The 13809-nt window shown below is 49.5% G+C and carries 11 protein-coding genes; 3 read left to right on the plus strand and 8 right to left on the minus strand.

Annotated features, from left to right (window positions below; genetic code table 11):
• Positions 1-14: 14 nt before the first annotated feature.
• Complete coding sequence (locus ACN0R8_RS04415; RefSeq protein WP_417595471.1) at positions 15-2432, minus strand: response regulator; 2418 nt, start codon at positions 2430-2432, stop codon at positions 15-17.
• Between the two features lie 145 nt (positions 2433-2577).
• Here ACN0R8_RS04415 and ACN0R8_RS04420 point away from each other — a divergent pair, with 145 nt between their 5' ends.
• Together ACN0R8_RS04420 and ACN0R8_RS04425 are read left to right on the plus strand one after the other, a co-directional pair.
• Positions 2578-3405 (plus strand): NRDE family protein, encoded by an 828-nt coding sequence (locus tag ACN0R8_RS04420; RefSeq protein ID WP_417595473.1) that lies wholly within the window; start codon positions 2578-2580, stop codon positions 3403-3405.
• Between the two features lie 49 nt (positions 3406-3454).
• On the plus strand, positions 3455-5254 hold the full coding sequence (locus ACN0R8_RS04425) for a L,D-transpeptidase family protein (RefSeq protein ID WP_417595475.1): 1800 nt from the start codon (positions 3455-3457) through the stop codon (positions 5252-5254).
• A 22-nt stretch (positions 5255-5276) separates the two neighbouring features.
• Here the strand turns inward: ACN0R8_RS04425 and ptsP are convergent, their stop codons facing one another.
• Positions 5277-7574 (minus strand): phosphoenolpyruvate--protein phosphotransferase, encoded by a 2298-nt coding sequence (gene ptsP / locus ACN0R8_RS04430; RefSeq protein ID WP_417595477.1) that lies wholly within the window; start codon positions 7572-7574, stop codon positions 5277-5279.
• Positions 7575-7588: 14 nt separating this feature from the next.
• Complete coding sequence (locus ACN0R8_RS04435; RefSeq protein ID WP_417595479.1) at positions 7589-8125, minus strand: RNA pyrophosphohydrolase; 537 nt, start codon at positions 8123-8125, stop codon at positions 7589-7591.
• A 205-nt stretch (positions 8126-8330) separates the two neighbouring features.
• Between ACN0R8_RS04435 and ACN0R8_RS04440 the strand changes: the two genes are divergently transcribed.
• Positions 8331-8984, plus strand: a complete 654-nt coding sequence (locus tag ACN0R8_RS04440) for an HAD family hydrolase (RefSeq protein ID WP_417595481.1) — start codon at positions 8331-8333, stop codon at positions 8982-8984.
• A 298-nt stretch (positions 8985-9282) separates the two neighbouring features.
• Here ACN0R8_RS04440 and ACN0R8_RS04445 read toward each other — a convergent pair whose 3' ends face one another.
• The 5 genes from ACN0R8_RS04445 to lhgO form a co-directional block, all read right to left on the minus strand.
• The gene (locus tag ACN0R8_RS04445; protein ID WP_417595483.1) at positions 9283-10461 is read right to left on the minus strand and encodes an acyl-CoA dehydrogenase; all 1179 of its coding nucleotides are present in this window, start codon (positions 10459-10461) and stop codon (positions 9283-9285) included.
• Positions 10462-10711: 250 nt separating this feature from the next.
• Positions 10712-11047, minus strand: coding sequence for an AzlD domain-containing protein (locus ACN0R8_RS04450; protein WP_417595485.1), 336 nt, complete (start codon positions 11045-11047; stop codon positions 10712-10714).
• A gap of 2 nt (positions 11048-11049) precedes the next feature.
• Positions 11050-11772 (minus strand): AzlC family ABC transporter permease, encoded by a 723-nt coding sequence (locus ACN0R8_RS04455; protein WP_417595487.1) that lies wholly within the window; start codon positions 11770-11772, stop codon positions 11050-11052.
• Positions 11769-12299, minus strand: a complete 531-nt coding sequence (locus ACN0R8_RS04460) for a helix-turn-helix domain-containing protein (protein ID WP_417595489.1) — start codon at positions 12297-12299, stop codon at positions 11769-11771. The genes ACN0R8_RS04455 and ACN0R8_RS04460 overlap by 4 nt, the downstream gene beginning before the upstream one ends.
• A gap of 176 nt (positions 12300-12475) precedes the next feature.
• On the minus strand, positions 12476-13669 hold the full coding sequence (gene lhgO / locus ACN0R8_RS04465) for an L-2-hydroxyglutarate oxidase (RefSeq protein WP_417595491.1): 1194 nt from the start codon (positions 13667-13669) through the stop codon (positions 12476-12478).
• Between the last annotated feature and the right edge of the window lie 140 nt (positions 13670-13809).

Consider the following 13809-nt stretch of genomic DNA (forward strand, 5'->3'; position numbering starts at 1 on the left):
ATCCGACCAACCTCTCAGAAGGGCACACGCCCTTCTTCATATTGCTGGCGCCAATGATCCACCTGGGAGCGTAGCTCTGAAGGATGGTAAGGTTTAGCAAGATATGCGTTCATACCCGCATCAAAGAAGCGCTGCCGCTCTGTTTCCAGTACATTTGCGGTAACCGCGATGATAGCAGCCGGCTGCAACTGCATCGCTTTCTCACGCTCCCGCCAGCGAATAGTGGTTTCGATACCATCCATATCAGGCATAAATATATCCATAAGTACAACCTGATACGTTTTCTCAAGCATCTGCTCAAGGGCATCCTGCCCGCTATTAACGACGTCGACATCATAACCCACTTTTTGCAAGGCTGATTTTGCCAGCATAGTATTTACAGGGCCATCATCAACCACTAGAACCTGGGCCTGCGACTGACTCCCTCGCTTCTGCTTTTCATTGGTTTCTGCAGACCCGGCCAACCAGTTATCCCGGGTCAGATACATAAGCGCATCTACCTTTTCTTTCAACTGTAAACTCAAGCGTTCGCGTTGCTCAGGTTGCGCCTGAATCTGCTCCGTAAGGCTCAGAATATTCTGCAAGGGCTTTTCCAGCTCACGGCGCATCGCCTGAAGATACTCAGTCTGTAGCTTTGAAGCCTCAAGTGCCCGGTCACGATCAAACTTCATCTGATCGCGGATCTGGTACTGTTCAGAAAGATCAAACAGCAACCCTACCAGGGTACGCCCCCGGGCATCACGGCTGCGCGCCGAATCCGATGAACGGGACAGAACAACTGATACAGGATGGTTTTTATCATCCGCACTAGCCAGAACCAGCTCTTTAACAAAAGTTCCCTCATCCACAGGTGTTACAGGGATAAATTCTGTCAGCAGGTGCCCCCGAAACTCCTCTTCAGTTTTGCCAAAGAAGCTTTCAAATGCACGGTTGCACCCCTGTATCCGAAACTCACCATCAGTATCAAAGACAGGAAGAGGGATGGTGTTGAGAAGATTGCGAAAGTAGTCATTCAGCTTATGGCAGCTGGCCTGATATTGTGCCATTTCCTGCTTAAGAGTATCGTTTTCATGCACAAAACGGTGCAACAGGCTGGCCAGATTATGAATCTCTTCTACCGGACTGCTCAGATCTTTTTTCGATGAGGCCTTATCCTCCAGAGAGGTGCGGGCAACTTCATCAAAATACTCCAGTGGTCCCTTAATCTGGCGATAAAGCTTATAACTCCGGGCCTTGTGAACGCCCATGTGCAGCGCCAATAATATCAGAATCAACAAAAGTACAAGCAGACCAACATCCTGCAGATAGTCTGCGAAATTATCAGCCCCTACGTATAACGCCTGCTCCGGTGTAACCGCTAACAGTTTCCATCCGGTGAGGGGCACCGTATTCCAGGCTACAACACTCGGCTCACTCAGGTTAACCTGGGCTAACCCAGCCTGCTGATGAGCCACCAGACGGGAAAGATCTGTCATTCCGGGACGCTTATAAAGATTGAACAGCTCCGGCTTAAACTCATTGGTCGTCACATGGCGAAAGCTATACTGACCATCAGTCAACTCTTTAAGGCCAAAGTCCTCCTCTCCTTCCGGCGGTAAGGCCAGAATATTGCCATCTTTGCCAACCAGAATTGCATAACCAGACCACGGCTGAGGCAAGGCAAACAGATGGCTGATCAGAGCTTCTACGGTCAAATCAAGACCCACAACCGCTTCCAGGCTGTCACCATCATAGACAGGGGCGATATATGAGATAATCCAGCCTAAACCGGCAGGGTCCAGATAAGCATCGGTCCAGACGGGTTGCCGCTGAGGGTTGTGGGTTTTATCCGCCAGATAATAGAAGCTGAAAGAAGTGAGATCCAGATCCGGGGCAAACTGTTCATGTACATTCCGATAAGGGTAGAGCAGATTGAGTTGATCCGACGTATTCAGATAAACCTGTTTAACCAAAGAATTAGCCTGCTGAAGATCGGCAAACAGATAATTCAATGGCAATAGCTGACGGGCCTTTGTCTCACGGGAAGAAAGATCCCGGGATTTAGTGGAGTAGTAAACAGCAACGCCGCCATCATCCACCGTTTTCATCAACACATTATCCCGAGTTAATCCAAGGGGGGTGCTCAGATCACCGGGCAGATCTGAAGCCAGTGTACGCTCTGTCTGGCGACGCAATATATGAAGCTGACTCTGCACTGAACCCAACTGAGCATTAACCCAGTCCGTTTTGGACTGCAGAGCAGCGATCAGCTGCTGCTCATACTCTTTTTTCGCGGCGCTCTGCTGATTGAGTCCCAGCAAAAAAAAAGCACCGAAAAGCGCAAACAGAAAAGCTGCATTGACCAATATCAGCTGAATCATCCCCGCACGCATGTACGTTTTATAGATCCAGGTTTTCAGCGATATACGCAATGGAAGTGCAGTTTCTGTCATGAGCGTCCCTGAATAAACTTGCTAGCAGAATTCATTTCTGGAGAGAAAGTATCATACACTGTCTGACAAGGTGATTTCATCCCTGCATTTTAGCCTGAAAACCTCCCAGGCTCGTACCCTGAGCTTTATAAAACGGAAAACCGGTATGTGTATTATTCTTTTTTCATGGCAAAAGAACCGTCATTTTCCTTTGGTTGTTGCAGCCAACAGAGATGAGTTCTATCAACGGCCAACATCAGAGCTATCATATTGGGAAAACAGTGACATTATCGCAGGCCAGGACCTTCAGGCTGGCGGGACATGGCTCGGCATTACACTGTCAGGTCGTTTTGCTGCGGTCACCAATTTCCGTCAGGTAACGGATATGCATAACAGCTATCCACTGAGCAGGGGTAAGCTCTGTCAGAATTTTCTTGAAGGGTCTATGTCACCTGAATGCTATCTCGAAGAGCTTGCCGATATAGCCATGGATACCGGTGGGTTTAACCTCCTGGTCAGTGACAGCAAAACACTGGGATATGGCTGCAACCGATTTGGTACTGAAGAAGGCGACCCTTATTACGATTTCAAACCTCATCTGCCGGCGGGTATTTATGGCTTAAGTAACCATCGGCTGGACACGCCCTGGCCAAAAATCCGGCAAAGCAAACAGCTGATGACTGAGTTTATCGCCTCACTACCGGAGCAGGAAACCCCACTGAGTGAAGCCCGTCGGTCTCACCTTCTCAACGAGGAGCATCTTCTGCCGGTTATCACCCATAGCAAAGAAGCTGCAGATCACGAACTACCGGACACAGGCATAGGTTTAGATAAAGAGCGCTTTTTATCTCCATCTTTTATAAATTCCAGTATGGACTATGGGACAAGGGCCAGTACAATACTGATCCGCAACGACTCCGGCCAACAAACGATAATGGAACAAACCTGGCACCCCGGCGGACAAACAGGGGTAAGAACGCTGGTCTGTCTGTGACTGAGCAGAGTTTTAATCCAACATCGCGACCGTTTCAAAGGGCAGTCTTTTGACCAGATTTCACCTGTTCACCACATCAGGCAACCATCCCCTAAACCGCATCATACTGTTGCTTGTCGGTCTGTTATCACTGCTGTCAGTTCAGACTGTAAAGGCCAATCTGATAGCTCCGGAGCAACACCAGCCAACTCCTGTCGAAAGCGCCTGGATTGGCGTCACTCTGCATAGCCGGTTTGATAATACCAAAGCAGACTTTGCACCTCAGATTGCACCAGCCTACCTGGAGAATGATTTTAAGCATATTTGGCTGAACGCTTCCGGAGAGCCCGGAGCTGCAGCTAACGAACTAACCCGGCTGGTTAAAGTTTTTGCAGCCATGGATCTCCCGCGACAACCCCATCCCTGGTTGCAGCCCTATCAGAATTTTTTGACCTTACAACAGCAACCTCTGGATCTGCCTCTTCCCCGATACCTGTTAGCTACAGATCTGCTCTATAGTGAGATGTACGCTCGGCTACGCCATGACATTGCCACACAGCGCTTTATTCAGGCTGACGAAGATGATGATCATCAGGAGTACCGTTATGGTGGCGTTGCTCTGAACAGTTTTGAATCTAAAGCCAAGCCCTGGATGGATGACCTTCAGCTAGAGCTAAAAACCGCATCAACACTACCGGATGATCAGCGGGAAAATTACCTGCAGCGCCAGATCAAAATGCTCTACCCGAAAAACGATCAGATACCTGCAATACTGGAGGCACTGAACTACTGGCAGCAGCAACAGGCATCTCCCTGGCCTGAACTGCCTTTTGACCAACACCTTGAGCCCGGAATGATTCGGGAAAGCTGGATGCCGGTACTAGTTGAGCAACTGCAGCGCTTACGGGTTCTCCGAGAGGAGTACAGCCCTGTCATTCCGGGGCGCTATGACGATAAGCTGGTTGAGGCTGTTAAAAAAGTTCAGGCCCAGCATGGCCAGACTATAGATGGAATCATAGGTCTGCAAACCCGCCGGGTACTCAACCTGCCCCCTAGTAAGCGAGTACTCAAACTCGCCCATAACTTTCGCAGGCTTTACCATCTGCCAGAGCAGCTGGGTCATCGCTATATGATGATTAATATGGCGGACTACAAGCTGGAGCTGGTGGAAAAAAACAAGCCAACAATGGAGATGCGGGTGATCATCGGTTCGCCTGAACATCGCACCCCCATTATGAAGCAGATGCTAACTTCAGTCATTCTCAGCCCCCGATGGAACATCCCTCAAAGCATCGGCGTTAAAAGTATTCTGCCCCGGATCAGAAAAAATCCGGATTACCTGAAAAGCCGTGAAATGCAGATTGTCGACGGCTGGAGCACCCCCGCTAAAGAAGTCCCTGTGGAGCAAGTCAACTTCAATGACTTTGCCGACAACCCGGATCAGTTTCCTTATCGGTTTGTACAGCTACCGGGAGAATATAATCAACTGGGCTATGTCAAATTCCGCTTGTCCAATAACAAAGCGATTTACATGCATGACACACCTGCCAAGCATCTTTTCAGTCGTCGTGAACGGGCGATGAGTAACGGCTGCGTCCGGCTTGAAGATGCGTTGTCACTGGTTGATCGTTTGCTGGCCGAGGAGCCTTGGGACTGGAACAAGAGACGTGTACAGGATGTACTACGCTCCAAAGAAGAGCGCTACCTGAAAATGAAGCCTTATCTTCCAGTGTACCTGATGTACTGGACAGTCTGGCAGGATAAAGAAGGCCATATCCAGTGGCGGGATGATATCTACAATAAAGACCGCCTACCGGGACCTGAGCAAGTCGAAAAGCTGTTAATCGCAGCAAAGAAAAAAAATCTCTGAATGCCCGGTCTTTCAGGCTATCTTAAACAGCCTTTGAACCAGGCCCGCTTAAGGCAAGAGTTGGCTGCAACAAAGCACTAAGCCCTAAATCGCTCATGGTTTCAGCCATACTGGCAACAACTTCTTCTGAGGTATTCAACAGTAATACCTGGTTCAAGAGGTTTTCCGCATCGGTTTTCCGCAGCTTGCGAATTGCCGACTTCACCCGGGGTAAGTTAACGGCGTTCATCGACAGGGTGTCATACCCCATCGCCATTAACAGAACAGCTCCTCGGGGGTCACCAGCCAGCTCACCACAAAGACTCAGGCTACAACGACTGCCATGGCAGGCCCGAGCAATAGTATTCAGGGCATTAAGAACCGCCGGATGAAAGCTGCTGTACAGATCAGCGACCCGGGGGTTGTTGCGGTCTACGGCCAGTAGATACTGAGTCAAATCATTGCTGCCAACAGATAAAAAGTCCACCAGCCGGGCGATTTGAGGCACCTGATAAATAGTTCCCGGCACCTCGATCATAACCCCGATATTCGGACGCTCCAGCTGCAGCCCTTCGGTGCAAAGCTCTTTATAAGCGCGTTCGATCAGCGTTATCGACTCAGCAACCTCCCTCAGGTTTGAAATCATAGGTAGCATGATATTCAGGTTATTCAAACCTTCACTAGCCCGCAGCATCGCCCTTACCTGGACAAGAAAAACCTCCGGGTGATCCAGGGTGACACGAACACCACGCCAACCCAGAAAGGGGTTCGCTTCATTGATCGGAAAGTAGGGAAGCGCCTTATCACCGCCAATATCCAGCGTACGCATGGTCACCGGCTGTGGATGAAACGCCTCTAACTGTTCACGATAAACCGCCTGCTGTTCACTTTCTGATGGAAAACGCTCGCTGACCATAAAGGGCACTTCAGTACGGAATAAACCAACCCCTTCAGCGCCATGATTCAGAGAGTGGGTGATATCCTGAGCAAGGCCGGTATTCACCATTAAAGGCATCTTGAAACCATCAAGGGTTTCACTGGGTAAGCCCGCCAGATCTTCCAGACCCTTTTGCAACTTTTGCTCAGCCCGCATCAGGTTGCCGTATTGAATCTGAAGCTCATCACTGGGGTTATTAAATACCACCCCCTGATAGCCATCAACAATCAATAACTGCCCATTAAGCAGCCCTAGGGGCAGATCTACCGTCCCCATCACCGCGGGGATACCCATCGCTCGCGCGAGAATAGCCACATGCGAGTTACTGGAGCCTTGAACTGAAACCAGACCAGCCAGCTTCTCTTTCGGAATTTCACCCAGCATGGCGGGTGTCACTTCCTCGCTGACCAAAACAGCTTTCTGAGGGTATTCAACCTCGTCCTGGTCAACCTTCTGCAGGTATCCCAAAACACGGCGGCCCAGATCACGAATATCGGTGGCCCGCTCTTTCAGATAATCATCTTGGGAGAGTTCAAAGAAACGGGCATGGCGGGTAACAACCTGACACAATGCGCCTTGCGCCCAGTTGCCCTCCCCGATTTTATTGATCACTTCCTGACCAAGAGCGCTGTCGTCCAGCATGCGCTGATACGCCTCAAACAGCGCCCGCTCTTCCTCACTCAGGCGCTGGGCCAGACGACGATTAACTTCATGAATATCATTACGTACCGCAGATAAAGCGCTGCGGAACTGTTCAATCTCGAACGCCGGATCCTCTGGTACTCTATCAGGCACAGTATCCAGATTAGCCACCGGCAGAATAACCACAGCAGAACCAATAGCGATACCGGATGTACCGGCTACGCCCTTAAAACAGCTACCATGGATATTGTTCTGGGCAAGGCCAGACAGGCTGGAAGAGCCGGTTGCCAATGAGTGAGCCAGCAAGCCCGCCAGCTGCGCAGATACCGTCACCAGAAAAGCTTCTTCGCCTTCATCAAAGCGGCGCTTCTCCTGCTGCTGAACAACGATCACCCCAAGAATGCGACGCTGATGAATAATAGGCACACCGAGGAAGCTGTGGAATTTCTCCTCACCGGTTTCCGCAAGATATACATAACTGGGGTGCTGGGTCGCATCATCCAGATTAACCGGCTCTTCACGCTCACCAACATAACCAACAAGCCCTTGTCCGGCGCTCAGGGAAACCTGTTTGATGGCCTCTTTTTTGAGCCCCACACTATCCATCAGAACATAACGCTGCTGATCCTGATCCAACAGATACACCGAACAAACATCCGTTTTCATCGCCCGCCGAACCCTGCGCACAATAATGGAAAGTGTCTCATCCAGTGTTCTGGCTGAGTTCACTTCCTGAACAATGCGCTGCAAGGTTTTGAGCATAGTCTCCCCTTTCCTTAAATGGGTTTGTCAGACAGGTAGCTGTCCTGACGAATATTGACTGTTAATGGTGTAAACAGGTTTCTGTTATAGCGGTGAGAAAGTTCCTTTAATGCCCTACGGTATACTTCCCGCTTAAAAGAAACCACCTGACCAAGTGGATACCAATAACTGACCCAGCGCCAGCCGTCAAACTCAGGCGAGGGTGTATGATCAACACAGATACTGTTTTCCGCGCAGCGAAGCTGCAACAAAAACCATTTCTGTTTTTGGCCAACGCATAAAGGCTTACTATGGCGACGGATCATTTTGCGCGGCAACCGATACCGCAACCATCCACGAGTGCAGCCAAGCACATGAACATCATCAGCGTTTAAGCCAATCTCTTCTTTTAACTCACGATATAAGGCCTGCTCAGGTGTTTCATATTCTTTGATTCCACCTTGCGGAAACTGCCATGCGTCTTGACCCACACGGCGTGCCCACAGCAGCTGCCCATACTGGTTCGTCAAGATTATACCGACATTGGGCCGGTAACCATCAGCATCAATCACGCAGATCACCTTGTATTTATATTAGGGCTATTGTTTCACAAAGCACCTGAGTTCTTCAATCAGACAACAGATCCATTGCTTTAGCAAATCAATCCTGTCAGAACAATCCTTTACAAGCTTCCGGGCTCTGGGATAATTGAGCTTTTCAAGGCAATGTCTCATATTTCATCCCGAAAACCACCCTATGCTGACTGGAGAACAAAACGTGAATCTGGCTATTTTTGACCTGGACAACACCCTTATCGCCGGTGACAGTGATCATGCCTGGGGAGAGTTTCTGACTGAAAAAGGCATTGTTGATGCCAGGCTCTATAAAGAGACCAACGACCGGTTCTACGAACAGTATCAGAATGGCACCATGGACATTATGGAGTACCTGAACTTTTCTTTAAAACCTTTGGCCGAACATGAGCCGAGCCAGCTGAAGCAATGGCACCGCGAGTTTATGCAGGAAAAAATTGAACCCATTTTGCTGGATAAAGCCTTTGCCAAACTGGACTGGCACCGCAAGCAAGGGGATTACATTCTGATCATCACCGCCACGAACCGCTTTATCACAGAGCCCATTGCTGAACGACTGGATGTCCACGAGCTGATCGCCATCGAGCCGGAACAGGTTGATGGCCGCTACACCGGCAAAGTAGCGGGTATTCCAAGCTTTAAGGAAGGTAAGGTCACCCGTTTGAATAACTGGCTGGCAGACAAAGACTTTAGGCTGTCTGACACCTGGTTTTACAGTGACTCCCACAATGATTTACCACTCCTGCGTTTAGTTGGTAAACCGGTCGCAGTGGATCCTGATGAAAGTTTACGGGCAGAAGCCCAGCAAAAAGGCTGGCCGGTTGAATCTTTCCGCTAAGTCACACGGCTTCCAAAAAAGACGTACCGGCATCACAGGTACGTCTTATCATCTAACGCGTTTAAAGCCCTTCCCTTTAGAAAATCAGAACATTTGGCAATGTTACTACGATGGCCAAAGGCCATTAACCCGTCTCCGAGCATGATCTGTCGAACCAAAAAAACCTGCCACAAAGGGCAGGTTAAAAGTACGGTTAGTCTAGCAAGCTAAGGACGATGACGACGACCGAACACCGCCCAGATTTCTAACCGTAGGACACAGAGTGTGCTTCACACAGGAGGTCAGGTGCAGCTACAAGTTAGCCAAACGCCTGAATACCCGTCTGGGCACGCCCCAAGATCAGAGCGTGAATATCGTGAGTACCTTCGTAGGTGTTAACCGCTTCCAGGTTCATCGCATGACGGATCACGTGGAACTCGTCGGAGATACCGTTACCACCGTGCATATCACGGGCAACACGAGCGATATCCAGAGACTTACCACATGAGTTACGCTTGATCAGAGAGATCAGCTCAACCGGGCAGCTACCCTCATCCATCAGACGACCAGCCTGCAGGCAGCCCTGCAGACCCAGAGTGATTTCAGTTTGCATATCGGCCAGTTTCTTCTGTACCAACTGCGTTGCCGCCAGAGGGCGGTTAAACTGGATGCGATCCAGTGAGTACTGACGCGCCGCATGCCAGCAGAATTCCGCTGCGCCCAACGCACCCCAGGCGATGCCGTAACGTGCTTTGTTCAGGCAACCAAATGGGCCTTTCAAACCCTTCACGTTTGGCAGTAGATTCGCCTCAGGGACAAATACATTGTCCATTACAATTTCACCGGTGATTGACGCCCGCAGCGAGAACTTGCCTTCGATCTTAGGAGTGGTCAGACCTTCCATACCGCGTTCAAGGACAAAACCGTGGATCTCACCATCCAGCTTCGCCCATACCACCATCACATCAGCAATTGGCGAGTTGGTAATCCACATTTTTGCGCCGGTCACACGGAAACCACCATCAACACGCTCGGCACGGGTTTTCATACCGCCCGGATCAGAGCCCACATCCGGCTCGGTCAGACCAAAACAACCCACCCATTCACCGGTGGCCAGTTTTGGCAGATATTTCATACGCTGCTCTTCAGAGCCATACGCGTAGATCGGGTGCATCACCAAAGAAGACTGTACGCTCATGGCAGAACGGTAGCCGCTGTCTACACGCTCAACTTCACGCGCCGCCAGACCGTAACAAACATGATTAACTTCCGCACAACCATATTTTTCCGGCAGAGTGCTGCCCAGAAGACCCATCTCACCCATCTCGTTCATAATTTCACGATGGAAGATCTCATTACGGTTTGCCTCAAGCACCCGTGGCTGAAGCTTGCTCTGGCAGTATTCACGGGCCATATCGCGCACCATGCGCTCTTCTTCCGTAAGTTGCTGATCCAGATTGAATGGGTCTTCCCAATTAAATGCGGCGCGTTGGCTCATGTTAGTAACCTCTGTCTTTCTTTGGCTTTTAGAATTATTCGTTTACGAGATCGATAGAGAGATCTGATATATCGACGTTAGCGAGGGCAGAACGATAAGTACAATATATGAATTATATAATTTCTATAAGAAGAGGTTATCAAGGTGACGCACGAGTCACAGGCAAGCAGCTTAAGACTTCGCAGGTACTCGCAGAAACCACGAGACGATTAGTACTCAGCAACCCTGATCATCGCGCTTATCATAAACACTAGTACCACAACATAATCATTCCGAATGTAGCAACACCAAACAAAATAGGCAGCCCCATGGATCGGGTACGCGTCCAAACAGCAAAAGTAACAAGTGTTCCGACACCTGTTGCCAGCCAGGATACGGTATCAAGATGGGCAGGGACTAAAGATGTGCCAAACATTGCTGCGATCATTGTTGGCCCTAATATCGTTAACCAGGACGGCATTGCACTGATACCGCCCTCCATCTGTTTCTTAGTCAGCGCCGCCTTCATCCAAAGATATGGCAAAAGGCGAAGTAAATAGGTACCAAGAGCAATACTGGCAAGAGCCAGCCACATAGATATTTCCATACTTAATGCTCTCCCAAAAAGCGTTGGTTTTTCAGTGCGTAAAATAAGATCGCACCACTAATCGCAGCTAGCGGAATAGCCATATTCGGATACCCTATAATTTTCAGAACTAAAGCGGTAACCGCAGACAAGGCAATGGTGGCTGACCACAACAAGCTCGTGCAGCGAGGAACAATTAAAACCAGAAACAAGGCAGGAAGTGCAAAAGGCAATACCTCGCTAATTAATGGCCAGCGCTGAGTCAACTCTCCACCGGCAATTGCCCCAAGAGCAGTACCGCCAATCCAGCTAAACCAGGCCAGAGCTGCCGCTCCGGTATACCAACCCAACCGCTCCTTTTCCGGTAGCTGTGGTAAACGAGCGTGAGCTAACGCAAATATCTGGTCCGTCAGGCCATGCATCAACGGCATCCACTTTTTATCTTCGCTCAAATAAGGCGCGAGATTTGGGCCATAGACAATATGGCGAGCATTGATCAGCAATGTCATGATAACAACCAGCCATAAGGGTGCACCGGAGGCAGCCATGGCAACAAAGAGAAACTGGGATGCGCCTGCATAGATAAAGGTGGAAATCAGAATCGTCTCCAGCACGCTAAAACCAGACTGAATCGAAATAAGACCAAACGAAATCGCCACAGGGATGTAACCACCCAGCAGCGGAATCGCGTCTTTTACACCTTGCATCCAAGGTGCACCTGCCAGCTGGCGGATCAGGGTACTCATACTGAAACATCCTGTTTGGGATAGGTAATCACCATCATTAAGGTCGCCCATGTCTCATAGGTCTGATAACAATGCGGGTTATCTGCAGCAAAGGTATAGGCTTTACCAATCTCCAGATCACGCCGATCATTGTTTTCCCCCGCCAGTAGCTTGCCACTGATTAACGTCAGGGTTTCTGTCGTACCGGCAAGATGTGGCTCCGATTGTTTAACCGTATTGGGCGCGCAAGACATCCAATAGACATCAACACGCGGATTGTCATCGCCCTGACCAATCAAACGTACCTGTACACCATTTTCTCCAAACAGCGGCTCTTCACTGGCAACCAGATCACCAAAGGGCACACCTAACTGGATCGCCAGACGCCAAATAGTTTCGAATGTTGGATTTCCATTACCTTGCTCAATTCGGGAAAGATTGGACTTCGCAAGCCCTGCATTTTGCGCAAGCTGAGACAACGATAGCTCTTTGGCTAGGCGCAGTTTCTGGATATTTCTCCCCAGCGAGCTGAGAACTGGTCTGTTCATGAACACCTCAATTTGTTCTTTATATAGAACGTTCTATATAAAGAACAGAATATTGTCAAACCATTAAATCCATAAACAGCAGGACTCACCAACAAAAAAAACCCGTAACCGGCAATCAGTTACGGGGCTGATGTTACACCGACAAAGGGTGCACAGATTGGCGATCTGAAAAGTGCTTACGCGAAATTCGCTTCCGCTTCTTCCAGAATATGCTTGCCGATCGGAATTGCGGAGGTTGCGGCAGGCGATGGCGCATTACAGACGTTGATGGTGCGTTTGGTTTTAACGAACAGGAAGTCGTCCACCAGTTTGCCATCTTCGGATACGGCCTGCGCGCGAACACCGGCAGGATAGGCTCCTAGATCCGATTTTTTAATAATCGGGCAGTACTTGTTCACCTCCTTCAGGTAGCCACCTTTGAAGATGGAGTTCTTCATCTCGATCAGGCCGGGCTTCAGGTTGGCTTTGAGTACTTTCAAAATACCGGGGTAGGTTAAGGCTTCGATACTGTCTTTTAACGAGATATCGGTTTTCTTGTAGCCTTCACGTTTCCACGCCATTACCGCATTGGGGCCAACGGTGACGGTGCCGTCAATCATGCGGGTCAGGTGCACACCCAGAAATGGCATACTTGGATCAGGAATCGGGTAGATCAGATGGTTTACAACTTGGTTGTGTTCCGGTTTTAGTAGGTAGTATTCACCACGGAACGGGCAGATTTTAAACTTAGGCTTAATGCCCAGCATCTTAACGACACGATCAGCCATTAGGCCAGAACAAGAGATCATATATTGGCTGGTGAATGCCCCTTTATTCGTCGTGACGGTCACTTCTGAGTCACTCTCTTTCAGAGTTTTCACCTCACAGTTAAACTCAATAAGACCACCAGCTTCACGAACTTTATCCGCCATCACTTCGGTGACACGACGGTAGCTGACAATGCCGCTTGAAGGTACAAAGATACCACCGATACCGGTAATATTTGGCTCCCGTTCTTTCAGTTCATCGGCATTCAGCCAGTAACGTTCAATGCCATTAGCCTCGGTACGCTCCCAAAGCGCCTGCATACGCTCCATTTCGATATCATTGGTGGCAACCAGCAGTTTGCCACACTCATCGTATGGAATGTTGTTCTCATCACAGAAGGCTTTTGTTGCCTTATTACCTTCCAGACAAAATTTGGCTTTCAGGCTGCCGGGCGTGTAGTAAACACCCGCATGAATAACACCTGAATTATGGCCGGTCTGATGGTTTGCCACTTGGGCTTCTTTTTCCAGAACCAACAGTTTGGCACCTGGTTTTTGTTGCAGTAGTTGCATCGCAGTAGACATACCGACGATGCCGCCGCCAATGATGATGTAATCGTACATTCTGTTCCTCGCTTGGCGCGAATAGCTTCTGTAAGGCGAAATCCGACGTTACAGAAATGCAGTGTCTATAAGGCAATTTACCCCGCCGGGAGCAAAGGGCTTCCAGGCAGGGTAAGAACCGAAGGATAACCCTCAGGTCA

Source organism: Oceanospirillum sp., assembly GCF_048265165.1.
Taxonomy (GTDB): Bacteria; Pseudomonadota; Gammaproteobacteria; order Pseudomonadales; family Halomonadaceae; genus Oceanospirillum.